The following is a 22,702-nucleotide window of genomic DNA, read 5'->3' as shown; positions in this document are numbered from 1 at the left end:
CGTAGCGAAGCAATCCAGGAGCGGCCGCGCTTCACGTCCCCTGGATTGCTTCGTCGCTGACGCTCATCGCAATGACGGCAGGGGGAAGGGAAGAACACCATGGCGACGATCGGCCTGATCGGCGGAATGAGTTGGGAATCGACGGCGGTCTACTACCGGCTGCTCAATGAAGGCGTGCGCACTCGCTTGGGCGGGCTGCATTCGGCCGATGTGCTGCTGCATTCGCTCGACTTCGCGGGTATCGCGGAGATGCAGGCGCAGGGCGACTGGGCGGCGGCCGGCGCGGCTCTGGCCCAGAGCGCGCGGCGGCTGGAACATGCCGGTGCCTCCTGCCTCGTGCTGTGCACCAACACCATGCACAAGGTCGCCGACCAGATCACGGGGGCGACCAAGCTGCCCTTCCTGCATCTGGCGGATGTGACGGCGCAGGCGATCCGGGCGACCTCCGCGCGGCGCCCGCTGCTGCTGGCGACGCGCTTCACCATGGAGCAGGCATTCTATCGCGACCGGCTCAAGGCCTTCGGCGTCGAGGCGCTGGTGCCGCAGGCGCAGGAGCGGGACGAGGTCCATCGCATCATCTACGAGGAGCTGTGCCGCGGCCGCATCGAGGCGGCCTCCAAGGCGCGCTATCTCGCGGTCATCGAGCGGGCGATCCTGGAGGAGGGCGCGGACGGCGTCATCCTTGGCTGTACCGAGATCGGGCTGCTGCTGTCGCAGGCCGATTGCACCGTGCCGGTCTTCGACACCACGGCGCTGCATGTCGCGGCGGCGCTCGACTATGTCGGTGAAGTGGAGAGCGTCGCCGCATGAAACTGCTGATCGGCAACAAATGCTATTCCTCCTGGTCGCTCAGGGCCTGGCTGCTGCTGCGCGCCAAGGGCATCGCCTTCGAGGAGCAACTCGTTCCGCTCGACGAGCCCGGCTTCAAGGAGGCGGTCTTCGCAGCGGTGCCCGGCAGCGGGGGCACCTTGCCGGCGCTGGTCGATGGCGATGTCGCGGTCTGGGAGAGCACGGCGATCGCCGACTATCTGCACGAGACCTATCCCGAAGCCGGGATCTGGCCGCGTGACAAGGCGGCGCGCGCCCATGCCCGCTCCGTCTCGGCCGAAATGCATGCCGGCTTCCAGGGATTGCGCGGCAGCTGCCCGATGAATCTCGGCAAGCGCTTCGCGGCGCGCGACCGGGGGGCTCATGTCGCCCGCGACGTCGCTCGCATCACGGCGATCTGGCGCGAGGCGCGCGAGCGCTTCGGCGCCCGTGGGGAGGGGCCGTTCCTCTATGGCGCCTTCTCGGCGGCCGATGCGATGTTCGCGCCCGTGGTGACGCGGCTCGACACCTACGCGATCGCCGTCGACCCGGTATCATCCGCCTATATGCAGGCCGTGCTGGCGCTGCCGGCCTATCGGGAATGGCTGGCCGGCGCATTGGCCGAGCCCTGGGTCGTGGCGCAGGACGAGGTCGACGAGCCAGCCACCGCCAATCTTCGCGAAATCTGAACTCAATCTCCTTTCAACCCGCCTTGCAGGTCTACCCATGTCGAAACCGGCCACGCATTATCCGAACGCTCCCAAGTCGCAGCCGACCGCGCGCCACACGCTGGCGGTGATCGTCGACAACGAACCGGGCGTTCTTGCCCGCATTGCCGGGCTTTTCTCGGGCCGTGGCTACAATATCGAGAGCCTCACCGTCTCCGAGACCGAGCATGAGAAGCATATCTCGCGCATCACGGTGGTGACCTCCGGCACCGCCAACGTCATCGACCAGATCAAGGCGCATCTCGACCGGCTGGTGCCGGTGCATCGCGTCGTCGACCTGACCGCGCAGGGCGAGGCGATCGAGCGCGAGCTCGCTCTGGTCAAGGTCGTCGGCAAGGGTGAGGCCCGCGTCGAGGCGATGCGGCTGGCCTCCGCCTTCGGGGCGCGCACGCTCGATGCCTCGCTGACCTCCTTCGTCTTCGAGCTGACGGGCTCGACCGAGGAGATCGAGCGCTTCATCAAGATGATGACGGTGGTCGGGTTGACCGAGGTTTCGCGCACCGGCATCGCCGCGATGAGCCGCGGCCCCGAGGCGATGTGAGCATGGCGCTGACGCCCCAAACGCTCAGCCTGATCGCGCTCGGCCTCGGCATCGTCGGCTTCGGCTGCCTCGCCGGGCCGGTGATCCTGCGCCTGACCGGCCGGGGGCAGGCCGAGCCGCTGGGCAGCGGCAAGAGCCTGCGCTCGCCGCTCTGGTGGGTCGGCTTCGTCCTGACGGTCGCGGCGATCTTCCTGCAGCGGGTGGCGAGCCAGTCGGGCGGCTGAAGTCAGCCGGCGAAGCCGCCCTTGTCGAGGAAAGCCCGTTCGTCTGCTGTCGTCTGGCGTCCCAGCAGCGGGTTGCGATGGGGAAAGCGGCCGAAGTCGCGGATGATGTCGCGATGGAGCTCGGCGAATTTCACGCCTTCGGGGTCGCTGGCCGCCTCGCAGAGATGAACGCAGCGGTCCTGATGGGCCAGCTCCTCCGAATGCATGAACGGCATGTAGAAGAAGCGCTGCTCAGGCGGCTGGTAACCTCGGTCGAAGCCGTGTTCGATTGCGCGTTCCGCGATGGCGAGCGCCTGCGCATCGGTGGCGAAGGCGCGGGCGCTGCCGCGGAACAGGTTGCGCGGGAACTGGTCGAGCAGGATGAGAAGCGCGTAGGCGCCCTCCGGCGTTCCTTCCCAGTCGACGAGCGTGCCGGCGGCAGCCGCCTCATGGGCCGGCAGGAACCGCTCCCTGATCGCCGCGTCGAAGGCCTCGTCCTTGGCGAACCATTTCTCCGGGCCGGCTTCACGCCAGAAGGCAACGATGTCGGCGGCGCTGGGCAAGGTCATCGGGGCGAGCTCTCCTGTCTTTCGGCGATCCGGAGATAATTCTTTCCCGGCGCTCTGCCAGCCCCGAATAGGACTTGCCCACCATCCATGGCTGCGCTAGATGACTGAACCGTAACGTACGGTACTGGACCTTTCCCCCGCATGAGCGAGCCCGCGGCCGAGACGCAGAGCGAGACGCTGACCGCAAGGCAGCAGGCGGTGCTCGATGCCGTGCTCAGCCTGATGGTGGAGAAGGGCGACCATCTCACCATGACGGCCGTGGCGCGCCGGGCGAGCTGCTCCAAGGAAACGCTCTACAAATGGTTCGGCGACCGCGACGGGCTGCTGACCGCGACCGTACAATGGCAGGCCTCGAAGGTGAGGGCGGGCAATTACGACCGGCAGAATCTCGATGCCGGCACCCTGCGTGAAAGCCTGAAGGGTTTTGCCGCCAACTGGCTTGAGGTGATCACCTCGCCGACCTCGATCGCGCTCAACCGCATCGGCATCAGCCAGGCGGCGGCCCGCAACGGCAATCTCGGTTCGATCGTGCTGGCCAATGGCCGCTTCGCCATCGGCGAGCGCCTGAAGCCGGTGCTCGATGCCGGGCGGGAGGCCGGGCTCATCGCCTTCGACGATACCGAGGCCGCCTTCCGCACGCTGTTCGGCCTTGTTGGGCGCGACGTGCAGGTGCGCCTGCTGTTGGGCGACACGCTGACCCTCAGCAAGGCCGAGATCGCCCGCGACGCCGAGCGCGCCGCCGAACAGTTTCTCACCCTCTACGGCACGGCGCAGAGCGCGCCGGGCCGGGACAAGTCCAACGCGTGACATAAGGAGACACCCATGCGCGTTTATTACGATCGTGATGCCGACATCAACCTGATCAAGGGCAAGAAGGTCTGCATCGTGGGCTACGGCTCGCAGGGCCATGCCCATGCGCTGAACCTGCGCGATTCCGGCGTCAAGGACGTCATCATCGCGCTGAAGGCCGGCTCGGCCACCCGCAAGAAGGCCGAAGAGGCCGGCTTCAAGGTCATGACCCCGTCCGAGGCCGCCAAGGTCTCCGACGTCATGATGATGCTGACCCCCGACGAGCTGCAGGGCGACATCTATCGCGACGAGCTGCACGCCAACATGAAGGAAGGCGCTGCGCTGCTCTTCGCGCACGGCCTCAACGTGCATTTCAACCTGATCGAGCCGCGCAAGGACCTCGACGTGCTCATGGTCGCCCCGAAGGGCCCCGGCCACACCGTCCGTTCCGAGTATCAGCGCGGCGGCGGCGTGCCGACCCTGATCGCGATCCATCAGGACGCGACCGGCAACGCCCATGACCTCGGCCTGTCCTATGCCTCGGCCAATGGCGGCGGCCGCGCCGGCATCATCGAGACCACCTTCAAGGAAGAGTGCGAGACCGATCTCTTCGGCGAGCAGGTCGTGCTCTGCGGCGGCCTGGTCGAGCTGATCAAGGCCGGCTACGAGACGCTGACCGAGGCCGGCTACGCTCCCGAGATGGCCTATTTCGAGTGCCTCCACGAGGTGAAGCTGATCGTCGACCTCATCTATGAGGGCGGCATCGCCAACATGAACTACTCGATCTCGAACACCGCCGAGTACGGCGAGTACGTCACCGGCCCGCGCATCATCACGGCCGAGACCAAGGCGGAGATGAAGCGCGTCCTCACCGACATCCAGTCGGGCAAGTTCACCCGCGACTGGATGCTCGAGAACAAGGTCAACCAGACCTCGTTCAAGGCGACCCGCGCCCGCTACGCCGCTCATCCGATCGAGGAAGTCGGCGCCAAGCTCCGCGACATGATGCCGTGGATCAAGGCCAAGGCCCTGGTCGACAAGACCAAGAACTGAGGCAAATGCCGGACGTCGCGAGCGGGTTGGTCATCCTGCGAAGCTGAGTCCGGAACCGCTTCCAACCGCTTGAAAATGCATGGAACGGGCGCTCGCAAGGGCGCCCGTTTCGCATGGACGGGGCCGAGATGGGAACCGCTTTCCGCGGCGGGCGTTTATGTTCCAGTCGATACCCGCAAGGAGCGTGCGATGACCCATCAGGACGAGCTGAGACACGGGGCGATCGAGCGGCTGCACCGGCGCCATGCCCGTCGCGGGCTCGCCGATGTCGCAAAGCCCGTATCTTGGGGCGATCCGCTCTTCATCCTGCTGCTGGGCAGTTTTCTCGTGGTCACGCTGCTGGCGAATGTGCTGACGCGCGCTATCGGCGGCTGACAGGGCTCGAACGAGCGGAGGCGACGATGCAAGACGATGTCAGGGAACGCGAGGCGCGCATTCCGGAGAGCGGTGGCCAGCCGGTCCCGCCGATGCGGGCTGATGTCCATTCCGATGTCGATCCGGCGGTCGAGACTCCGGTTGAGGCAAGACAAGGCTTTCTCGATCGGCCCGTGCTGGTCGTCCTGATCGTGGGCCTGATGCTCGCGATTGTCGGCTGGTTCGCGGTCGGGATGTGGGCCGACTGAGCGGGCGCCAGGCGTCCCCGCAGAAATGTTCCATGACGAAACAGTCGAGGCTGAACAGAGGGAGGCGATGATGACACCGATCCGATCGATGCCTGCGTCCCAGGGCTTTCAGTTCAAGTTCGCGTATCTGGTTCTGGGCGCTTCTTTTGCCTTGCTGACAATGGTTGTCCTGGGCCTGCTGTAGACGCTCGGGACGCCAATCCGCGTCGCGAAAGGCAGGCCGTGTCGCAATTTTCGGTGAGCAAGCTCCTGGACAGCGAGGTCGTGCTGGTGCGCGATGTCGTGTGCTCAGGCGAATGCCGACACCGCAGCGACGAGGAATGCACTCACGCGACCCATCTGGTTTTCCCCTATCGCGGCGTCTTCGTGCGCCATGTCGGGCGCGACGACACGGTCGCGGAAAGCAACCAGGTCCTCTTCTTCAATCCCTATGAGGGCTACCAGGTCAGCCACCCGGTTCCGGGCGGCGATGCCTGCCTCGATCTGCGCCTCAGCGAAGAGACTTTGCATGAGCTCGCGCCGGCAGAGCTGCTGCGCGCCGGCACGGTCGCCTTCCTGACGCAACGCCGACGGATCGATCCGCGTGCGCAGGCGCTTATGGCCCTGCTGCGATACAGCCTGCAGCGCGGCGTCGCCGAACCGCTCGAAGCGGAGACGCTGGCGCTGACCCTGGTGCGGCGAGCGCTGGGCGAACGCACCTCGCATGCCGCTGGTGCGTCCATCGGTCGGCGTAAGCTGGTTGACCGGGCGAAGCTGGTGATGGCGTCCGATCTCGCCCGGCGTTGGACGCTGGCCGAGATCGCGCGCGAGGTCGGTGTCTCGCCGGTCTACCTCACTCAGGTCTTCGCCCAGGTCGAGGCGGTGCCGCTCTACCGCTATCAGCTGCGCCTGCGGCTGGCGCGGGCGCTGGACCTGCTCGGCGAATATGATGACCTGACCCAACTTGGGCTCGAGCTCGGCTTCTCCAGCCACAGCCATTTCAGCGCCGCCTTCCGGCAGGCTTACGGCCGCACGCCGGCGGAGTTCCAGCGTTCGCTCAATCTCCGCTGACACAGGCTGTCACGGATCGCGAAAGATTCTGACAGCAGCTGTCAGCACGAAAGTGTCCTCTTCCGTCATCACAACCGACGGAGACAGGTCATGATCAGCTTCATCATCGGATCGGCCAAGCCCGTATTCGCGGCGGCCGATGTTCTCGGACGGATTCTTGGCGGGATCGGCCACTGGCTGCAGGCGCGCCGCGACTATCGCACCCTCTGCGACATGAGCGAGCGCGACTTGCGCGATCTCGGTTTGCGCGACAGCGATCTGCGCGACGCGACGGCCGCCCCCTTTTTCGGCGACCCGACCGCGATCATCTCGCTGCGCGCCGAGGAGCGGCGCGGCTTGGCGGGAGGGGAAAGCATCGATGCGGTCCTGCGCGGCCTGAGCGCGGGAGCGCCGGCCCGGCCGGAGCGGATCGCTAAAGAATCCGACAGCGCCGGAAGTGGCCGGATGGTCTTTCTCAGGGCGGCCGAATGAGCGGCCCCAAAAAGGAGGAAGGTCATGAGTGGAACCTGCGCAGCCTGCGATTGCGAACTCGACGAGAACCCGATCAAGGTCACGGTCGGCGGCAACACGGTCGAGGTCTGCTGTGACGACTGCGCCCAGGCGCTGCGGGAGGCGGATGCCTCGCAAGCGCAGGCGAGCGGGCACTAGCTTGCCGCAAAACGAAAAAGCCGGCCGCGGAAGCGGCCGGCTCTTCTATTTCGATTGGGATCAGAAGGTGACCTTGTCCTTGATCTCGGCTTCGACATTCGAGGGCAGGGTGCCGCGTTTCACCAGATCGGCGAAATCCTTGAACTTCGCCTTGCTGCGCTCCTCGATGATCTTCTTGGCGCGGGCCTCGCCGATGCCCTTCAGCGTGTCGAGCTCGGCCGCGGTCGCCGTGTTGATGTTGATCTTCTTGGCCTGCGTGGCGCTGGGCTGCGCGGCTGCCGGAGTGGCAGGCTTTGCGGCCGGCGCGGCCTGCGTCGCCGGGGCTGCCGGGGCGGTGACCGGAGCGGCGGGCTTGGCCGCGGGAGCCGGCTGCGTCGCCGTCTGGGCGAAGGCCTGGCCGCCCATGGCGGCAAGGGCGACGAAGGGGATCAGAAAACGGGACATCGTCATAGCAAAGACCTCGTTTAGGTCGGTCCGGATCGTCACGTCCAACGGGAGCCGGGTCCCTCCGTCGGACGACGCTGACGGCGTGGGGCCGTTCAGCGTGCCGTGTCGGGCTCGCCATGGTGGCGCGCCGCGATGCGACGATGCGAATAGACGTCTTTCGAATTGAACGGCCGCAGAATGGCGCGTTCACCCGGCAGTCAGGTTTCCGGCGCCCTCAGCGGGCGAGGAATTCGCTGAGCCGGCCGACGCCGTAGAGCAGCCCGAAACCCCAGGCGAAGGAAGCGAGCCAGTTCGCGAGCTGAAACTGCCAGGACGGCATGCTCACGAGGCCGGCGACGATGGCGATGACCGCGCGCAGCGGGCCGAAGAAGTGGCCGATCACGATGCTGAGGCTGCCCCAGCGCTCGAAGAAGGCGTGGCCGCGATCCAGCAATTGCGGGTTCTTGTTGAAGGGCCAGTGGTCATGGACGCGCGGGCCCAGGAGCAGCCCCGCCCAATAGGACACCCAGAAACCGCTGCCGGCGCCGAGCGAGGCCGCGAAGGCCAGCGGCACGAGGTTGAGGCCCGAGGCCCCGGCGACGGCGCCGAAAGTGGTGAAGAACACCGTGGCCGGCACGAGCCAGGACAGGATCGCGACGCATTCGGCGAAGGCGACGGCGAAGACGATGGGAATCGCCCATTGCTGATGGACCTGCATGAACTCCACGAGCGCCTTCATGGCTTGTTCGAGGTCGGCCATGGCGTTCGCTTCGGCTCCGGTCAATCGAGGGCAGCGCTGGCATATGACCGTGTCGATCGAACGATGCAAGCGACGGGCGGCCGCAGGGGCAGCGTCCAGCCCCATTGGACGGGCGCCTGCCACCGGATCGCGCCCCGGCCACGTTGCCTTCCCCGGACGATCGCCTATTAATTCCGACAACGCTGAAGAATGGATGGGCCGCGCGACAGGCCGGCCGACGGGGAAACGGATTTCATGGAGTTGCAGGATCGCCCGCCTGCCGTTGCGGCGGGAGCAGAGCCGGTTTCGTCGAATGGTCCGGCCGTCGCGCTCGGACAGGTCGACATCACCTTCCATCTTGCGAATGGCGGCCGCTACCAGGCGGTGAAGGGCATCGACCTCAAGGTTGCGCCCGGCGAGTTCGTCTCCATCGTCGGCCCGACCGGCTGCGGCAAGTCGACCTTGCTCAATGCGGCGGCCGGCCTGCTCGCGCCCTCGGCCGGCAAGGTCGAGATCTTCGGCAAGCCCTTGGCCGGGCTCAACCGCCGCGCCGGCTATCTCTTCCAGCAGGACGCGCTGATGCCGTGGAAGACGGCGCTGGAGAACGTCAAGGTCGCGCTGGAACCGATGGGCATTGCCGACCGCGAGGCGGACAGCCGCGCCCGCGAATGGCTGGCGCGCGTCGGGCTTCGCACCTTCGTCGACCGCTATCCGCACATGCTCTCCGGCGGGCAGCGCAAGCGCGTCAGCCTCGCGCAGATGCTGATCCGCAACCCCGAGATCCTGCTGATGGACGAGCCCTTCGGGCCGCTCGATGCGCAGACGCGGCAGATCATGGGCAATCTGCTGCTCGACCTCTGGTCGCGCGACCGCAAGGCGCTGATGTTCGTGACGCATGATCTGGAGGAGGCGATCGCGCTTTCCGACCGCGTCGTGGTGATGTCGGCCGGGCCGGCGGCGGGGATCGTCGCCGACTACAAGGTCGACCTGCCGCGGCCGCGCGACATCGCGGATATCAGGCTGGAGAAGGCCTTCCACGAGATCCATCGCGATATCTGGTCGTCGCTGCGGATCGAGGTGCAGAAGGCCTATGCGATGGGCGAGGGGCGCGAGCTCGTCGGAGGAGACGCATCATGAAGCGGATGAAGCTCCTCTCGCTGCAGATCCTGGTGATGGTCGTCTTCCTGGCCGTCTGGCATGTGATGACCACCACGAGCCTGTTCGGCGACATCAAGACGAGCCAGTTCTTCTTCTCGACGCCATGGGCGGTGCTCGCCCGCACCGTCAAGGAGCTCACCGGCCCCAGCATCTACTGGCATCTCGGCATCACCCTGACCGAGACGGTGCTGGCCTTCGTCATCGGCTCCGCCGCCGGCATCCTGTTCGGCTTCGCTTTCGCGCGAAACGAGCTGCTCTCGGCAGTGTTCGACCCCTATATCAAGGCGGCGAATGCGCTGCCCCGCGTGGTGCTGGCGCCGATCTTCGCGCTCTGGTTCGGGCTCGGCATCTGGTCGAAGGTGGCGCTCGGCTTCACGCTCGTCTTCTTCATCGTGTTCTTCAACGTCTATCAGGGCGTGCGTGAGGTCTCGCCGACGATCCTCGCCAATGCGCGGATGCTGGGCATGAACGAGCGCCAGCTCTTCAAGCATGTCTACTGGCCTTCGGCGCTGACCTGGATGTTCTCCAGCTTGCACACCTCGGTCGGCTTCGCGCTGGTCGGCGCGGTGGTCGGCGAGTACCTCGGCTCCTCGGCTGGGCTCGGCTACAAGATCCACGAGGCGGAGAGCGTCTTCGACGTCACCGGCGTCTTCGCCGGCATGCTGATCCTCGCCATCTTCGTCATCGCGATCGACGCGCTGGTGACGCTGGTCGAGCGGCGGCTCCTGGTCTGGCGCCCGACGCAGAGCACGACGACCACAACGTAAGGCGAGTTGCCGCCCCGGGCTCATCTCGCCTATCGTCATGCCCAAGCGCCTGCCAGAAGCGCCTTTCCCAACCGGAGGTTACGCCATGAAACTGACCCGCCGCGACGCGCTGGCCGCGCTCGCCGCTTCCACCGCCGTCGGCATCGCCCCTCATGCCGCCTTCGCGCAGGCGGCCGAGAAGCCGAAGCTCACGCTCGGCGTCGGTGGCAAGCCGCTGCTCTACTATCTTCCGCTGACGGTCGCGGAGAAGAAGGGCTACTTCAAGGAGCAGGGGCTCGAGGTCGAGATCAACGATTTCGGCGGCGGCGCGAAGTCGCTGCAGGCCCTCGTCGGTGGCTCGGTCGATGTCGTGACGGGCGCCTATGAGCACACCATCCGCATGCAGGCGAAGGGGCAGGACATCCGCGCCGTCATCGAGCTCGGCCGCTTCCCCGCCATCACCATCGCCGTGCGCAAGGATCTCGCCGACAAGGTCAAGTCCGCGGCCGATTTCAAGGGGCTGAAGATCGGCGTCACCGCGCCGGGCTCCTCGACCTCGCTGACTGCGCAATATGCCATGGTCAAGGCGGGCCTGAAGGCCGACGACGCCGCCATGATCGGCATCGGCGCGGGCGCCAGCGCCGTGGCCGCGATCAAGCAGAAGCAGGTCGACGTGATCTCGCATCTCGATCCCGTCACCTCGAAGCTCGAGGCCGATGGCGACATCGTCGTGCTGATCGATACGCGCACCGAAGCCGGGACCAAGGCGCTGTTCGGCGGCTCGAACCCGGCGGCGGTGCTCTATCTCAAGAACGATTTCGCCGAGAAGAACCCGGTCACGACGCAGAAGCTGGTCAATGCCTTCATGAAGGCGCTGAAATGGCTCGAGACGGCCAAGCCGGAGGAGGTCGCCGATCTCGTGCCGCAGGAATATCTCCTTGGCGACCGGCCGCTCTATGTCCGCGCGGTCAAGAATTCGCAGGAGAGCTATTCGCGCACCGGCATCGCCACGCCGGACGCCATGAAGAGCATGTACGATTCGCTGAAGCTGCTCGACCCGGAGCTGACCAACTCCAATGTCGACCTGTCGAAGACCTTCATCGACAGCTTCGCCAAGAAGGCGGCTTCGGGGGCGTAGCGCCCCCCGGTTTTGCATGGACCTGTGCCGTCATTCCGGACAAGCCTGGAATGACGGCGCGGGGCGGTGCTCTAGCCGCGCTTTCCGCCCACCGAGATGAAGGCCATGAGGCAGGGCTCCGGCAGCGGGTTGCGCCAGCGATGGCGGGTTCCGTTCTGCACGATGCAGTCGCGTTCACCCGCGCACCAGGCTGATCCTCTCCATCACCGCTTTCGATTTGCGCCTCGCGCGGGAGCGGTTAGGTTCGCGGGCTCATCGCGAACGGGGTGCCGCTTCGGACCATGAATATTCTCTCGATCCAGTCCCATGTCGCCTACGGCCATGTGGGCAATGCCTCCGCGACCTTTCCGATGCAGCGCCTCGGCGTCGATGTCTGGCCGATCCACACGGTGCAGTTCTCGAATCACACCGGCTATGGGAGCTGGAAGGGCCGGGTCTTCGATGGCGGCATGATCGACGAGGTGATGGAGGGCATTGCCGAGCGCGGCGTGCTGGCGAGCTGCGACGGCGTGATCTCCGGCTATATGGGCTCGGCCGATATCGGCCATGCGATCCTCTCGGCGGTGGAACGGGTGAAGGCGGCCAATCCCAAGGCGCTCTATTGCTGCGATCCGGTGATCGGCGATGTCGGCCGCGGCGTCTTCGTGCGGCCCGGCATTCCGGAGTTCATGCGCGAGCAGGCCGTGCCGGCCGCCGACATCGTCACGCCCAACCAGTTCGAGCTGGAATTGCTGACCGATATCGAGGTCAAGACCGTCGCCGATGCCCATCGCGCCGCCGAGGCGTTGCGCGATGCCGGGCCGAAGGTGGTGATGGTGACATCGCTCGTCACCGAGGAGACGCCCGCGGATTCGATCGACATGATGGCGGCCGACGCCAAGGGGAGCTGGCGTGTCCGCACGCCGAAGCTCGACGTCAACATCAACGGCGCGGGCGATGCCATCGCAGCGCTGTTCTTCACCCATTATCTGCGCGACCAGTCGGCGGCGTCGGCGCTGAGCAAGGCGGCCTCCTCGATCTACGGGCTGCTGAAGCGGACGAAAGAGGCAGGCTCCCGCGAGATCCTCACCGTGGCGGCGCAGGACGAGTTCGTCACGCCCTCGCGGGTCTTCGCGCCGGAAGCGATCTGAGCACATCGCGATGAAGCTGCGCGTCGGCACCTTCAATGTCGAGAACCTGCTGACGCGCCATCGCTTCGAGCCGGGCGGCCGCACCGAAACGGCCGCCGCGATGTCGCTGTTCCATTTCCCGCGCGCTGATGAGCGTGACGCCGTGGAACGCTCGCTGGCGGTCGCGCTGGAGGACGACAAGCGCCAGATGACGGCGCTCGCCATCGCCGAAGCGCAGGCCGATCTCTGGATGCTGCAGGAGGTCGACTCGCTGGCGAGCCTGCAGGCCTTCTTCGCCAATTACGTCCACCGCATCGCCGATCACCGCTACGGCCATTTCACGCTGATCGACGGCAATGACCGGCGTGGTATCGACATCGGCTTCGCCGCGCGGCGCGATCTGTTCGGGCAGGGCCAGGTCACGGTGCGCTCGCATAAGGACCTGACCTTTGCCGAGGCGGGCGTCCATGACCGCGAGCTCGCCATGCTCGGCATAGGCCCGCAGGCCAAGGTCTTCGCGCGCGACTGCCTGGAGGTGGAGCTCAGCTTCAACGGGCGGCGGCTCAGCCTGTTCGGCTGCCATCTCAAGTCGATGAACAATGGCCGCGAGGACGGGCGTCAGATGACGCTTCCGGTGCGCCGTGCCGAGGCGCGGGCGGTGAAGTGGCTGATCCAGCAGCGCTTCGGCGGCGGCTGGCGCGAGACGAACTGGATCGTGCTCGGCGATCTCAACGGCTACCGTTACGGCCTCGGGCCGCTGGCCGAGGCTGTCGACGAGGGCGACAGCGGCATCGAGCCGCTGCTCGACGATTTCGCTGTTGATCCGATGGAGACGCTGCCGGCGCATGAGCGCTGGACGCATTTCCGGCGCTACTGGTCGGAAAGCCAGGACAGGCTGGTCGACAGCCATATGCCGCTCGATCGCATCCTGCTCTCGCCGGCGCTGGCGGCGGCCAATGCGAGCCCTGCGATGCAGATGATCCGGCGCGGCCTGCCTTATCGCGTGCCGCTCGATCCGCGCGCGCCCGATCGTTCCATGGCGCGGCTGGCGACCTGCGCCGACCGCTATCCGCGCGTCGGCTGGGACCGCCCGAAGGCCTCCGACCATTGCCCGCTCACCATCGATCTCGAAATACCCCAGGGGTGATCCCAAGGATGCTCAGATGAAACGCCGCTTCGTCACGCTCGACGTCTTCACCACGCGCCGCCATGCCGGCAATCCGCTGGCGGTGGTGCTCCAGTCGGAGGGGCTGGATACCGAGGCGATGCAGGCCATCGCCAGGGAGTTCAACCTGTCCGAGACGGTCTTCGTCGCCCCGCCGGAAAAGCCGGAGCATCGCGCCTCCGTCCGCATCTTCACACCGGGTGGCGAATTGCCTTTCGCGGGGCATCCGACAGTCGGCACGGCGGTCTGGCTTGCGCTTAGCGACGATGCCGAGGGGCGGCCCGCCGATATCCTGGTGCTGGAGGAGAAGGTCGGGCCGGTCTCCTGCGCCGTCGAGGTCAAGGGCAGCCATGCGGGGCACGCGACCTTCACCCTACCACGCTTGCCTGAGCGTGCGGGCGAGACCGGGGCGCCTGCTGCAATCGCGGCGGCACTAGGGCTCCAGGCCGGCGATATCGGCTTCGGGGCGCATGTGCCGACGCTTTTCAGCGGAGGCGTGCCGTTTCATTGCGTTCCGGTGGCGAGCGGCGAGGCGATCGGCCGTGCGCGGCTCGAACGCGGGCATTGGTCCGCGGCCTTCGGCCATGGCGGGGCCTTCCTCTACACCCGCGAGACCGCCGAGCCCGGTCACGATTTTCACGCGCGGATGTTTTGGCCGGGCGCCGGCATCGAGGAGGACCCGGCGACGGGCGGCGCGGTCGCGGCCTTCGCCGGCGCGGTCATGGCCTATGACAAGCCGGAGGATGGCGACCACCGCCTCGTCATCGAGCAGGGCTACGAGATGGGCCGGCCGTCGCAGATCACGCTGGAATTGAGCGTGCGTGAGGGCGCATTGGTCTCGGCCCGCATAGGAGGTTCGGCCATCGTGGTCAGCGAGGGCGTGCTGTTGTGAGCGACGGCATCGAGAACGGCACGATCGTCCGGCTCGAACGGGTCGATGCCCGGATCGAGCCCTACGATTGGATCTATGCCCGCGAGAATGCCGAGACCATCGCTGCGCACTGGGCCAGGGTCAGCGCCGGCAAGCCGGCGATGTTCAACGGGCGCGTCATGCTGCAGAATCGTGCCGCGATCCGCGATGGCGTGTTCGAGGCCAGCTATTTCGAGACCGATTATGCGGCCTTCATGGCCTGGCGCGATGCCGGCCATCCAGGCCCCGCCATCCGCAACGGTTTCGCCATGGCGGCGCTCAGGGCCAATGACGGCGCCTTTCTCTGCGGCAGGATGGGGGAGCACACCGCCAATGCCGGCAAGGTCTATTTCGCCGCCGGCACGCCCGATCGCGAGGATGCCCGCCCGGACGGGACGCTCGATCTCGCCGGCAGCGTCACGCGCGAGCTCGGCGAGGAGACCGGGTTGCGGGTTGAAGAGCTGAGCGTCGGCGCCGGTTGGACCGCGGTGATCGAGCAGGGGCGCATCGCCTTCATGCGCGAGGTCAGCATCGATCTTCCGGCCGATGAGGCGCGGACGCTGATGCTGGGGCGGATGAAGCACCTCGAAGAGGAAGAGCTCTCCGACATCGTCGTCGTGCGCGATCTCGCCGAAACCGAAAAGCACGACATGCCGCCCTTCATGCGCCGCTATCTCGCACATATCTTCGACGGCGACTGACCCGCGCCTGTCTCACGAAAGTGTTCCGATGACCTCTGCCGAAACCGCCTATCCCGAAGCCTTGCCGTTGCCGGCGGAGAACCCCTTCGCCACGCGCTGGGAGACGCCGTTCCGCCTGCCGCCTTTCGCCGCGATCAAGCCGGAGCATATCCGGCCGGCCTTCGATGCGGCACTCGCCAAGCACAAGGACGAAATCGCGGCGATCGTGGCCGATCCGGCAGCGCCCGACTTCGAGAACACGATCGAGGCGCTGGAGCGGGCAGGGCGCGCGCTCTCCCGCGTCGGCGGCGTGTTCTACAACCTGACCGGCGCCGACACGAACGAGGCGCTCCAGGCGATCGAGCGCGAGATGTCGCCGATCGCCTCGCGGCATTGGTCCGCGATCATGATGGATGAGGGGCTCTTCGCCCGCGTCGATGCGGTCAATGCGAAGGCCTCGGCGCTTGGTCTGGATGCGGAACAGGCGCGGCTGCTGGAGCGGACCTACAAGGGCTTCATCCGCTCGGGCGCCAAGCTGAACCCCGAGGACAAGAAGCGCCTCGCCGCGATCAACGAGCGGCTGGCAGCGCTCGGCACGCAGTTCAGCCAGAACGTGCTGAAGGACGAATCCTCCTATGCGCTGTTCATCGAGGACGAGGCCGGGCTCGCCGGGTTGCCGGAGTTCGTGAAGGCGGCGATGGCGCGCGCGGCCGCCGACCGGGGCAAGCCAGGCCAGCATGCGGTGACGCTGTCGCGCTCGATCATCGAGCCGTTCCTGACCTTTTCGACCCGGCGTGATCTGCGCGAGGAAGCCTTCATCGCCTGGAGCAAGCGCGGCGAGAACGGCGGCGAGAGCGATAACCGCGCGATCGTCGCCGAGATGGTGAAGCTCAGGGCCGAGAAGGCGAAGCTCTTGGGCTATCCGACCTTCGCGCATTTCAAGCTCGACGATGCCATGGCGAAGACGCCGGAACATGTGCGCGACCTGCTCGAACTGGTCTGGAAGCCGGCCAAGGCACGCGCGGCCCGCGAGGCGGCCGAACTCGCGGCATTGGCTCAAAGCGAAGGCGAGAACGGCCCGATCCGCCCCTGGGACTGGCGCCACTATGCCGAGAAGGTCCGGCAGAAGACCTACGCGCTCGATGAGGCCGTGCTGAAGCCATATCTCCAGCTCGACCGCGTCCGGCAGGCGGCGTTCGACGTCGCCGGCAAGCTGTTCGGGCTGTCCTTCAGCGAGCGGCCGGAGCTTGTGGGCTATCACCCGGATGTCCGCATCTTCGAGGTGACGGAGACGGCGAGCGGGCGCCATATCGGCCTGTTCGTCGGCGATTATTTCGCGCGTGCCTCGAAGCGCTCCGGCGCCTGGATGAGCGCCTTCCGCGGCCAGCGCAAGCTCGATGGCGAAACCCGGCCGATCATCGTCAATGTCTGCAATTTCGCGAAGCCGGCTGAGGGCAAGCCGGCGCTGCTCTCGCTCGACGACGCCCGTACGCTCTTCCATGAGTTCGGCCATGCGCTGCATGGGCTGCTCTCGGACGTGACCTATGGCTCGCTTGCCGGCACCTCGGTGGCGCGCGATTTCGTGGAGCTGCCCTCGCAGCTCTACGAGCACTGGTTCCTGACGCGCGAGGTGATGCGGAACTATTGCCTCCATGCCGAGACGGGCGAGCCGATCCCGGAGGCGCTGATCGAGAAGATCGAGAAGGCCCAGACCTTCAATCAAGGGTTCTCCACCGTGGAGTACACCTCTTCGGCGCTCGTCGATCTCGCCTTCCATTCGCTGGAGGCCCCGGCCGAGGTCGATCCGCTGGCTTTCGAGGCGGAGGAACTTGCCAGGATCGGCATGCCGGCCGAGATCACCATGCGGCACCGCACGCCGCATTTCACCCATGTCTTCTCGGGCGACGGCTATTCGGCCGGCTATTACAGCTATCTCTGGTCCGAGGTGATGGATGCCGACGCCTTCAACGCCTTCACCGAGACCGGCGACGTGTTCGCGCCTGCCGTCGCGGAGAAGCTGAAGCGCTACATCTATTCGGCCGGCGATACGCGCGATGCGGCGGAAGCCTACACGCTCTTCCGCGGCCGGCTGCCGACGCCGGATGCGCTGCTGCAGAAGCGGGGACTGGCGGCGTAACCGCCGCATTCCGTCATGGTCGGGCTTGTCCCGACCATCCACGTCCCCGCTGGTCGAGCGTTGCGTTCAAGACGTGGATGCTCGCCACAGGGGCGAGCATGACGGCAGAGGTATGCGACTCAACCCGGATAGCCGAACTTCGTCTTGGTCGCGTGGAGCTGGCCCAGGGCTGCTCCCTCGTTCCCGGCGGAACAGGTCGCGCTGGCGCGGCTGAGATCGGCGCTGGCGCGATCATGCACGCTCTTCGTCGTGTGGCCGATGGCGACGTCGTTGTCGAGCACGGCCTGGAAGCGGGCGATCTCGCCGGCGCAGCCGCTGCCAGTCGGCATATGGAAGGTCGAGGGCGTCACGCCCGGCGCTGCCTGTTCAGGCGGCGGGGCGGGCGGTGTCGCTACGGAAGCCGTCTGGCAGGCCGACAGCAGGATGGCGGAGAATGCAAGAACAGGCAGATGGCGCATCGGAAAACTCCGCAGATGCAAGTCGGGCCGACGATGTCTGATTCTCGCGATCAGTGAAATCGCGCGGCCGCTCGACCCGCTCTCTATTGCGGCATGACGACGGAGAGGCGGGGAGCGGTCGCCTTTTCGTCGGGGCCGATGATCGCCGGGACCCGGTTCGCGATGGGCTTCAGGCTCTTGAGATAGGCAGCGAGCGCGAAAGCGTCGGCGTCGTTCAGCTTGCCATAGGCCTTGTAGGGCATGGCGGGAGCGAGGATGCGGCCGTCGGGCCGGGTTCCCAGGCGGACGGCCTTGACGATGTCAGTCTCCGACCAGGAGCCCAGCCCCGTCTCATGGTCGGATGTGAGATTGGGCGGAAAGAAGGTGCCGAGGCCCGGAATGTGAAAGCCGACCTCCGATCCCGCCAGCCGGCGTTGCATGTCCGGCTTGCCGAGAAAGATGCCGGGCGTGTGGCAGCCGGCGCAATCCATGATGTTCGCGAGGTATTCGCCGCGCCTCAGCTTCTCCTGCGATGGGGCCGTCTGCGCGGTGAGGGCCGCCGGCACCGCGAGGGCAAAGAGGGTGAGCGCGCCCAAGATCGCTTGCCGCATGACTGTCCCCAGCGCTCGAACCGGCCGCCCGACCGGACTTCGCCCGTCCGGTCCCGTCACCTCCCGGCATAGGTGACGTTGGGGCAGCTTAGCATTGCTCCAATCTTCGGGAAAGAAGGGCAGCGGCTCCGCCTGGCCCAAAATCTAGTCGTGTTCGGGGATGAAGAGGGCCAGCACGGTGAAGACCGCCGCGGCCGCCGCCGCGAGCCAGATCGCGTCCAGCCCGATCCGGCCATGGGCCACGGCGCCCATGATCGCGCCGCCGAGCAGGCCGAGCCAGAGGATGAAATGGCGCAGGAAGGCGAGCTTCGGCCCGCCGAGCAGGGCGCCGGCGATGCGCTGGCCCATCTTCACCAGCGTGCCGGTCATGTAGGTCAGCCCGATCGAGACCTCGCCGTCGCGCTGGAAGACGCCGTTCTCGGCGCCCATGGCCAGCGCCAGGACGCCGGCTCCGGCCATGCTCAGGCCCAACCTGTCGAGCGAGGCCGAGATCAGGAGGGCGAGGGTCACGAAGGCCAGCACCGACGCCTTGCGCCGTCGATGCCCGAAATGCCCGGCGAGCGAGCCGCAGATGACGCCGCCGACGAAGAGCCCGAGGATCATCGCTGCCAGCGCGATGCCACCGGCATGGCGCCCCGCGAGCTCGATCGCGAGGCGGGTGGTGTTGCCGCTCATGAAGGAAACGAAGAAGCCGCCGAGACTGAGGAAGCCGAGCGCGTCGACGAAGCCGGCAAGGCCGGTGAGGCAGAAGGCGAGCCCGATGGCGGGGCGGTCGTAGCGCATCATGGGCGCGGGTCTCCGGCAGCGCGAGGCCGGGTCTCCAGCGCGGCGCGACCGCCGGCCGAATCGCGCAACGGCAGCATAATCCACAGAGGGCCTCTGTCATTTGTCCTGCGAGGCATGAGACACATGCTTGCGCTCGGGCGGTTCTTTCGGTTACATCCTGTCCCGTCGATTTGAGGAACGCCCGTGGTCTCGACCGCCCGCCATGACCTGACGAAGGACTGCGCCGCTGCGCAGATCGTCGGCATGTGCGCTCGCGCTCCGCTCTCGCTTCTTGGCCTTCTTCTCCTTAGCCGCCCCTGAGGGCCGGCCGGGCATGCTGCCTGGGCGCTCAGGGGATTGACGAGAACCGCCAATAGAAACCCCGCGCCCTCATCGACCGCAGCGGCGCACCGACACCGGAAGCAGACCATGACGAACCCGACCCAGACCGGCGGCTCCTCGAAAGAGCGCGTGCTGATTTTCGACACCACCTTGCGCGACGGCGAGCAGTGCCCGGGCGCCACCATGACCTTCGAGGAGAAGCTGGAGGTCGCCGACGCTCTCGACATCATGGGCGTGGACATCATCGAGGCCGGCTTCCCGATCGCCTCGGAAGGCGATTTCGAGGCCGTCTCGGAGATCGCGCGCCGGCTGAAGCGCGCCACGGTTGCCGGCCTCGCCCGCGCGATCAGCGCCGATATCGCCCGCGCCGGCGAAGCGGTGCGCCATGCCGCGAAGCCGCGCATCCACACCTTCGTCTCGGTCTCGCCGATCCATCTGGAATACCAGATGCGCAAGAGCCAGCAGGAAGTGCTGGACATCATCACCGCGACGGTGACGCAGGCCCGCAACCTGGTCGAGGATGTCGAGTGGTCCGGCATGGATGCCACGCGCACGCCGATCGATTATCTCTGCCGCGCAGTCGAGACCGCGATCAAGGCCGGCGCGACCACGATCAACCTGCCCGACACGGTCGGCTATGCCACGCCCGACGAATACCGCGCCATGTTCAAGGCGGTCCGCGAGCGCGTCCCGAATGCCGACAAGGCGATCTTCTCGGCCCATTGCCACAATGATCTGGGCCTCGCGGTCGCCAATTCGCTGGCGGCGATCGAGGGCGGCGCAAGGCAGGTCGAATGCACCATCAACGGCATCGGCGAGCGCGCCGGCAATGCGGCGCTGGAAGAGATCGTGATGGCGCTGCGCGTACGCGGCGATGTGCTGCCCTACGAGACCGGGATCGACGCGACGCAGCTGATGCGCGTCTCGAAGGCGGTCTCCGGGGCCTGCTCCTTCCCGGTGCAGTACAACAAGGCGATCGTCGGCCGGAACGCCTTCGCGCATGAGAGCGGCATCCACCAGGACGGCATGCTGAAGAACAACACCACCTACGAGATCATGACGCCGGCCTCGGTCGGCGTGACCAAGACCTCGCTGGTGATGGGCAAGCATTCCGGCCGCGCCGCCTTCCGCTCCAAGCTGAAGGAGATGGGTTACGAGCTGGGCGACAACCAGCTCGAGGACGCCTTCACCCGCTTCAAGGCGCTGGCCGACCGCAAGAAGCATGTCTACGACGAGGATATCGAGGCGCTGGTCGACGAGAACATCGCCACCGCTCATGACCGGATCAAGCTGGAATCGCTGACGGTGATCGCCGGCACGCGCGGCCCGCAGCGCGCCACCATGAAGCTGGACGTCGAGGGACGTCACGTCACCGAGGAGGTCGAGGGCAACGGGCCGATCGACGCCATCTTCAATGCGATCAAGGTGATCGTGCCGCATGAGGTGGCGCTGGAGCTCTACGACGTCCATGCCGTGACCGAGGGCACCGATGCGCTGGCCGAGGTGACGGTGCGGCTCTCGCGCGACGGCTCGTCGGTCACCGGCCGCGGCGCCGATCCGGATACGCTGGTCGCTTCGGCCAAGGCCTATCTGGTGGCGCTCAACAAGCTGATCGCGCGGGGCGGGCGCCTGCACGCACAGGCGGCGGAGTAAGGCGCAATCCCTTCTCCCCTTGCGGGAGAAGGTGGCCCGCAGGGCCGGATAAGGGGGCGCAGGTCCGAAAGCTGCGGTGTTTGGCTCGCGATCGGCGTCGCGAGACCCCTCACCCTGACCCTCTCCCGCAAAGGGGGAGGGGATTGCGGGGTCAAGCCCGGGGTATGACGGCCGATTTCTCCTGATTCCGGTGGATGACGCCGGCGCCATCTGGCGCCGGCCCCGCTCTTGCCTTCATCTGCTCTTCCGGTGCGGTCGCTCCCCGGCGACCCGGGGGAGCGATGGCGATGGGCTATTTTCCGAACTGGACCTTGAAGACCTCGGGCGCCGTGCTGCCCGATGAGCGGCTGCCGGCGGGACAAACCGTCATCGCCGGCCTGCAGCATGTCGTCGCGATGTTCGGCTCGACCGTGCTCGCGCCGTTGCTGATGGGCTTCGACCCCAATGTCGCGATCTTCTTCTCGGGCATCGCGACGCTGCTGTTCTTCGTCATCACGCGCGGGCAGTTGCCGAGCTATCTCGGCTCCTCCTTCGCTTTCATCGGCGTCGTCCTCGCGGCGACGGGCTATGCCGGCACCGGCCCCAATCCGAATATCGGCGTGGCGCTCGGCGGCATCATCGCCTGCGGCGTGGTCTATGCGCTGATCGGCGCTATCGTGCAGGCGGTGGGTACGCGCTGGATCGAGACGCTGCTGCCGCCGGTGGTGACCGGCGCGGTCGTCGCCGCGATCGGCCTCAACCTGACCTCGGTCGCGATCGGCATGATCTCGGCCAGCCCCTATACCAAGTGGATCGCGCTCTTCACCGTCGTCGCGGTGGCGCTGGTCGCGGTCTATGGGCGCGGCCTGGCGCAGCGCCTGCCCGTGCTGATCGGCGGGCTGGCGGCCTATATCCTCTATGCGCTGACCGCGCCGAGCTTCGGCGCACCTGCGATCGATTTCAGCAAGATCGGCGCAGCCGCCTGGTTCGGCCTGCCGCATTTCGTGGCGCCGGTTTTCGACACCAAGGCGATGGCGCTGATCGTGCCGGTCGCGATCATCCTGGTCGCGGAGAATCTCGGCCATATCAAAGGCATCTCGGTGATGACCGGGCGCAATTTCGACCATCTGATCGGGCGCGGCTTCATCGCCGACGGGCTTGGCACCGTGATCGCGGGCGCCGGCGGCGGCACCGGTGTCACCACCTATGCCGAGAACATGGGCGTGATGGCGGTGACGCGGGTCTATTCGACGCTGGTCTTCGTCGCCGCCGGCATCATCGCGATCCTGCTCGGCTTCTCGCCGAAATTCGGCGCGGTGATCGGGACGATCCCCGTCGCGGTGCTGGGCGGGCTCGCAGTCGTGGTCTTCGGCCTGATCGCCGCCACGGCGGGCCGGATCTGGGTCGAGAACAAGGTCGATTTCTCCGAGCCGAAGAACCTGATCACCGTCGCCACGGCGCTGATCCTCGGCGCGGGCGACCTCAAGCTGCCGATCTTCGGCTACGAGCTCGGCGGCATCGGCACGGCGACCTTCGGCGCGATCGCGCTCTATCACCTGCTCAACCGCCGCGCGGCGTGACAATTCACAGGCACGTCGCAGAAATTCGGCGGGCCTGCAAAATTTCTGTCATGGATGGGTGGACAGGGCGGGGGGGCTTTGCTACACGCGCCCTGCCTGACGCGGCCATCACCGCC

General features: G+C 66.7%; 27 protein-coding genes. 21 read left to right on the top strand and 6 right to left on the bottom strand.

Going from position 1 to position 22,702, the window contains the following annotated elements; genetic code table 11:
- Positions 1-99 precede the first annotated feature (99 nt).
- Genes GY40_RS03795 through GY40_RS03780 form a run of 4 tightly spaced genes read left to right on the top strand, consistent with a single transcriptional unit; the run spans position 100 to position 2,300 of the window.
- A complete protein-coding gene (locus GY40_RS03795; protein ID WP_038358768.1) occupies positions 100-810 on the top strand; it encodes an aspartate/glutamate racemase family protein in 711 nt (236 codons plus the stop codon).
- Positions 807-1,496 carry a glutathione S-transferase family protein gene (locus tag GY40_RS03790; protein ID WP_038358765.1) on the top strand — a complete coding sequence of 230 codons (690 nt, stop codon included), beginning with the start codon at positions 807-809 and terminating at the stop codon, positions 1,494-1,496. The genes GY40_RS03795 and GY40_RS03790 overlap by 4 nt, the downstream gene beginning before the upstream one ends.
- Before the next feature lie 37 nt (positions 1,497-1,533).
- Positions 1,534-2,076, top strand: coding sequence for an acetolactate synthase small subunit (ilvN, locus tag GY40_RS03785; RefSeq protein ID WP_038358762.1), 543 nt, complete (start codon positions 1,534-1,536; stop codon positions 2,074-2,076).
- Between the two features lie 2 nt (positions 2,077-2,078).
- On the top strand, positions 2,079-2,300 hold the full coding sequence (locus tag GY40_RS03780) for a hypothetical protein (RefSeq protein ID WP_038358760.1): 222 nt from the start codon (positions 2,079-2,081) through the stop codon (positions 2,298-2,300).
- 2 nt (positions 2,301-2,302) lie between these two features.
- Here the strand turns inward: GY40_RS03780 and GY40_RS03775 are convergent, their stop codons facing one another.
- Positions 2,303-2,848, bottom strand: coding sequence for a DUF924 family protein (locus tag GY40_RS03775; RefSeq protein ID WP_038358757.1), 546 nt, complete (start codon positions 2,846-2,848; stop codon positions 2,303-2,305).
- Positions 2,849-2,989: 141 nt separating this feature from the next.
- Here GY40_RS03775 and GY40_RS03770 point away from each other — a divergent pair, with 141 nt between their 5' ends.
- From GY40_RS03770 to GY40_RS27890, 7 genes are all read left to right on the top strand, one after another.
- Positions 2,990-3,655: a TetR/AcrR family transcriptional regulator C-terminal domain-containing protein gene (locus GY40_RS03770; protein ID WP_038358755.1), complete on the top strand. Its 666-nt coding sequence runs from the start codon at positions 2,990-2,992 to the stop codon at positions 3,653-3,655.
- Positions 3,656-3,670: 15 nt separating this feature from the next.
- The gene (gene ilvC, locus GY40_RS03765; protein ID WP_038358753.1) at positions 3,671-4,690 is read left to right on the top strand and encodes a ketol-acid reductoisomerase; all 1,020 of its coding nucleotides are present in this window, start codon (positions 3,671-3,673) and stop codon (positions 4,688-4,690) included.
- A 189-nt stretch (positions 4,691-4,879) separates the two neighbouring features.
- Positions 4,880-5,065 (top strand): hypothetical protein, encoded by a 186-nt coding sequence (locus GY40_RS03760; RefSeq protein ID WP_038358751.1) that lies wholly within the window; start codon positions 4,880-4,882, stop codon positions 5,063-5,065.
- Positions 5,066-5,091: 26 nt separating this feature from the next.
- Complete coding sequence (locus GY40_RS03755; protein ID WP_038358750.1) at positions 5,092-5,313, top strand: hypothetical protein; 222 nt, start codon at positions 5,092-5,094, stop codon at positions 5,311-5,313.
- Positions 5,314-5,535: 222 nt separating this feature from the next.
- On the top strand, positions 5,536-6,363 hold the full coding sequence (locus GY40_RS03750; RefSeq protein ID WP_038358749.1) for a helix-turn-helix transcriptional regulator: 828 nt from the start codon (positions 5,536-5,538) through the stop codon (positions 6,361-6,363).
- A gap of 90 nt (positions 6,364-6,453) precedes the next feature.
- Positions 6,454-6,834: a DUF1127 domain-containing protein gene (locus GY40_RS03745; protein WP_038358747.1), complete on the top strand. Its 381-nt coding sequence runs from the start codon at positions 6,454-6,456 to the stop codon at positions 6,832-6,834.
- Positions 6,835-6,858: 24 nt separating this feature from the next.
- Positions 6,859-7,011 carry a hypothetical protein gene (locus GY40_RS27890; RefSeq protein WP_166652992.1) on the top strand — a complete coding sequence of 51 codons (153 nt, stop codon included), beginning with the start codon at positions 6,859-6,861 and terminating at the stop codon, positions 7,009-7,011.
- A gap of 60 nt (positions 7,012-7,071) precedes the next feature.
- On the opposite strand, the gene GY40_RS03740 is transcribed toward GY40_RS27890, so the two are convergent.
- Together GY40_RS03740 and GY40_RS03735 are read right to left on the bottom strand one after the other, a co-directional pair.
- Positions 7,072-7,455: a ComEA family DNA-binding protein gene (locus GY40_RS03740; protein ID WP_166652993.1), complete on the bottom strand. Its 384-nt coding sequence runs from the start codon at positions 7,453-7,455 to the stop codon at positions 7,072-7,074.
- 217 nt (positions 7,456-7,672) lie between these two features.
- The gene (locus GY40_RS03735) at positions 7,673-8,197 is read right to left on the bottom strand and encodes a DedA family protein (protein WP_051987486.1); all 525 of its coding nucleotides are present in this window, start codon (positions 8,195-8,197) and stop codon (positions 7,673-7,675) included.
- 234 nt (positions 8,198-8,431) lie between these two features.
- Here GY40_RS03735 and GY40_RS03730 point away from each other — a divergent pair, with 234 nt between their 5' ends.
- From GY40_RS03730 to GY40_RS03695, 8 genes are all read left to right on the top strand, one after another.
- Positions 8,432-9,313, top strand: a complete 882-nt coding sequence (locus GY40_RS03730; protein ID WP_081925216.1) for an ABC transporter ATP-binding protein — start codon at positions 8,432-8,434, stop codon at positions 9,311-9,313.
- Positions 9,310-10,101 carry an ABC transporter permease gene (locus GY40_RS03725; protein WP_038358745.1) on the top strand — a complete coding sequence of 264 codons (792 nt, stop codon included), beginning with the start codon at positions 9,310-9,312 and terminating at the stop codon, positions 10,099-10,101. Before GY40_RS03730 ends, GY40_RS03725 begins: the two co-directional genes overlap by 4 nt.
- A gap of 85 nt (positions 10,102-10,186) precedes the next feature.
- On the top strand, positions 10,187-11,218 hold the full coding sequence (locus tag GY40_RS03720) for an ABC transporter substrate-binding protein (RefSeq protein WP_038358742.1): 1,032 nt from the start codon (positions 10,187-10,189) through the stop codon (positions 11,216-11,218).
- Positions 11,219-11,499: 281 nt separating this feature from the next.
- Complete coding sequence (pdxY, locus tag GY40_RS03715; protein WP_038358739.1) at positions 11,500-12,348, top strand: pyridoxal kinase PdxY; 849 nt, start codon at positions 11,500-11,502, stop codon at positions 12,346-12,348.
- 10 nt (positions 12,349-12,358) lie between these two features.
- Positions 12,359-13,474 carry an endonuclease/exonuclease/phosphatase family protein gene (locus GY40_RS03710; RefSeq protein WP_038358737.1) on the top strand — a complete coding sequence of 372 codons (1,116 nt, stop codon included), beginning with the start codon at positions 12,359-12,361 and terminating at the stop codon, positions 13,472-13,474.
- Between the two features lie 16 nt (positions 13,475-13,490).
- The gene (locus tag GY40_RS03705) at positions 13,491-14,384 is read left to right on the top strand and encodes a PhzF family phenazine biosynthesis protein (protein ID WP_038358734.1); all 894 of its coding nucleotides are present in this window, start codon (positions 13,491-13,493) and stop codon (positions 14,382-14,384) included.
- The gene (locus GY40_RS03700) at positions 14,381-15,103 is read left to right on the top strand and encodes a hypothetical protein (protein ID WP_051987485.1); all 723 of its coding nucleotides are present in this window, start codon (positions 14,381-14,383) and stop codon (positions 15,101-15,103) included. The genes GY40_RS03705 and GY40_RS03700 overlap by 4 nt, the downstream gene beginning before the upstream one ends.
- A 28-nt stretch (positions 15,104-15,131) precedes the next feature.
- A complete protein-coding gene (locus GY40_RS03695) occupies positions 15,132-17,219 on the top strand; it encodes a M3 family metallopeptidase (RefSeq protein WP_081925107.1) in 2,088 nt (695 codons plus the stop codon).
- A 119-nt stretch (positions 17,220-17,338) separates the two neighbouring features.
- On the opposite strand, the gene GY40_RS03690 is transcribed toward GY40_RS03695, so the two are convergent.
- The 3 genes from GY40_RS03690 to GY40_RS03680 form a co-directional block, all read right to left on the bottom strand.
- On the bottom strand, positions 17,339-17,677 hold the full coding sequence (locus GY40_RS03690; RefSeq protein ID WP_038358732.1) for a hypothetical protein: 339 nt from the start codon (positions 17,675-17,677) through the stop codon (positions 17,339-17,341).
- Between the two features lie 83 nt (positions 17,678-17,760).
- Positions 17,761-18,267 carry a c-type cytochrome gene (locus GY40_RS03685; RefSeq protein ID WP_038358730.1) on the bottom strand — a complete coding sequence of 169 codons (507 nt, stop codon included), beginning with the start codon at positions 18,265-18,267 and terminating at the stop codon, positions 17,761-17,763.
- 144 nt (positions 18,268-18,411) lie between these two features.
- Entirely contained in the window at positions 18,412-19,053 is a 642-nt protein-coding gene (locus GY40_RS03680) for a YoaK family protein (protein ID WP_038358727.1), read from the bottom strand.
- Positions 19,054-19,461: 408 nt separating this feature from the next.
- On the opposite strand from GY40_RS03680, the gene GY40_RS03675 reads away from it, so the two are divergent.
- Both GY40_RS03675 and GY40_RS03670 read left to right on the top strand, forming a co-directional pair.
- A complete protein-coding gene (locus tag GY40_RS03675; protein WP_038358725.1) occupies positions 19,462-21,027 on the top strand; it encodes a 2-isopropylmalate synthase in 1,566 nt (521 codons plus the stop codon).
- A 281-nt stretch (positions 21,028-21,308) separates the two neighbouring features.
- Complete coding sequence (locus tag GY40_RS03670) at positions 21,309-22,586, top strand: solute carrier family 23 protein (RefSeq protein WP_038358723.1); 1,278 nt, start codon at positions 21,309-21,311, stop codon at positions 22,584-22,586.
- Positions 22,587-22,702: the final 116 nt, after the last annotated feature.

The sequence above is a fragment of the Allobosea sp. UNC402CLCol genome (assembly GCF_000745475.1).
Classification (GTDB): domain Bacteria; phylum Pseudomonadota; class Alphaproteobacteria; order Rhizobiales; family Beijerinckiaceae; genus Allobosea; species Allobosea spartocytisi.
This window is presented reverse-complemented; position numbering and strand designations above follow the sequence as displayed.

What these genes read in the sequence shown, in the direction of transcription:
- GY40_RS03735 (WP_051987486.1), bottom strand. Translation starts at nt 8,197, where the DNA reads ATGGCCGACCTCGAACAAGCCATGAAGGCGCTCGTGGAGTTCATGCAG.
- GY40_RS03710 (WP_038358737.1), top strand. Translation starts at nt 12,359, where the DNA reads ATGAAGCTGCGCGTCGGCACCTTCAATGTCGAGAACCTGCTGACGCGC.
- GY40_RS03675 (WP_038358725.1), top strand. Translation starts at nt 19,462, where the DNA reads ATGACGAACCCGACCCAGACCGGCGGCTCCTCGAAAGAGCGCGTGCTG.
- GY40_RS03795 (WP_038358768.1), top strand. Translation starts at nt 100, where the DNA reads ATGGCGACGATCGGCCTGATCGGCGGAATGAGTTGGGAATCGACGGCG.
- GY40_RS27890 (WP_166652992.1), top strand. Translation starts at nt 6,859, where the DNA reads ATGAGTGGAACCTGCGCAGCCTGCGATTGCGAACTCGACGAGAACCCG.
- GY40_RS03730 (WP_081925216.1), top strand. Translation starts at nt 8,432, where the DNA reads ATGGAGTTGCAGGATCGCCCGCCTGCCGTTGCGGCGGGAGCAGAGCCG.
- GY40_RS03775 (WP_038358757.1), bottom strand. Translation starts at nt 2,848, where the DNA reads ATGACCTTGCCCAGCGCCGCCGACATCGTTGCCTTCTGGCGTGAAGCC.
- pdxY (WP_038358739.1), top strand. Translation starts at nt 11,500, where the DNA reads ATGAATATTCTCTCGATCCAGTCCCATGTCGCCTACGGCCATGTGGGC.
- GY40_RS03770 (WP_038358755.1), top strand. Translation starts at nt 2,990, where the DNA reads ATGAGCGAGCCCGCGGCCGAGACGCAGAGCGAGACGCTGACCGCAAGG.
- GY40_RS03740 (WP_166652993.1), bottom strand. Translation starts at nt 7,455, where the DNA reads ATGTCCCGTTTTCTGATCCCCTTCGTCGCCCTTGCCGCCATGGGCGGC.
- GY40_RS03790 (WP_038358765.1), top strand. Translation starts at nt 807, where the DNA reads ATGAAACTGCTGATCGGCAACAAATGCTATTCCTCCTGGTCGCTCAGG.
- GY40_RS03670 (WP_038358723.1), top strand. Translation starts at nt 21,309, where the DNA reads ATGGCGATGGGCTATTTTCCGAACTGGACCTTGAAGACCTCGGGCGCC.
- GY40_RS03745 (WP_038358747.1), top strand. Translation starts at nt 6,454, where the DNA reads ATGATCAGCTTCATCATCGGATCGGCCAAGCCCGTATTCGCGGCGGCC.
- GY40_RS03695 (WP_081925107.1), top strand. Translation starts at nt 15,132, where the DNA reads ATGACCTCTGCCGAAACCGCCTATCCCGAAGCCTTGCCGTTGCCGGCG.
- GY40_RS03755 (WP_038358750.1), top strand. Translation starts at nt 5,092, where the DNA reads ATGCAAGACGATGTCAGGGAACGCGAGGCGCGCATTCCGGAGAGCGGT.
- GY40_RS03690 (WP_038358732.1), bottom strand. Translation starts at nt 17,677, where the DNA reads ATGCGCCATCTGCCTGTTCTTGCATTCTCCGCCATCCTGCTGTCGGCC.
- GY40_RS03720 (WP_038358742.1), top strand. Translation starts at nt 10,187, where the DNA reads ATGAAACTGACCCGCCGCGACGCGCTGGCCGCGCTCGCCGCTTCCACC.
- GY40_RS03780 (WP_038358760.1), top strand. Translation starts at nt 2,079, where the DNA reads ATGGCGCTGACGCCCCAAACGCTCAGCCTGATCGCGCTCGGCCTCGGC.
- GY40_RS03685 (WP_038358730.1), bottom strand. Translation starts at nt 18,267, where the DNA reads ATGCGGCAAGCGATCTTGGGCGCGCTCACCCTCTTTGCCCTCGCGGTG.
- GY40_RS03705 (WP_038358734.1), top strand. Translation starts at nt 13,491, where the DNA reads ATGAAACGCCGCTTCGTCACGCTCGACGTCTTCACCACGCGCCGCCAT.
- GY40_RS03680 (WP_038358727.1), bottom strand. Translation starts at nt 19,053, where the DNA reads ATGATGCGCTACGACCGCCCCGCCATCGGGCTCGCCTTCTGCCTCACC.
- GY40_RS03760 (WP_038358751.1), top strand. Translation starts at nt 4,880, where the DNA reads ATGACCCATCAGGACGAGCTGAGACACGGGGCGATCGAGCGGCTGCAC.
- ilvC (WP_038358753.1), top strand. Translation starts at nt 3,671, where the DNA reads ATGCGCGTTTATTACGATCGTGATGCCGACATCAACCTGATCAAGGGC.
- GY40_RS03725 (WP_038358745.1), top strand. Translation starts at nt 9,310, where the DNA reads ATGAAGCGGATGAAGCTCCTCTCGCTGCAGATCCTGGTGATGGTCGTC.
- ilvN (WP_038358762.1), top strand. Translation starts at nt 1,534, where the DNA reads ATGTCGAAACCGGCCACGCATTATCCGAACGCTCCCAAGTCGCAGCCG.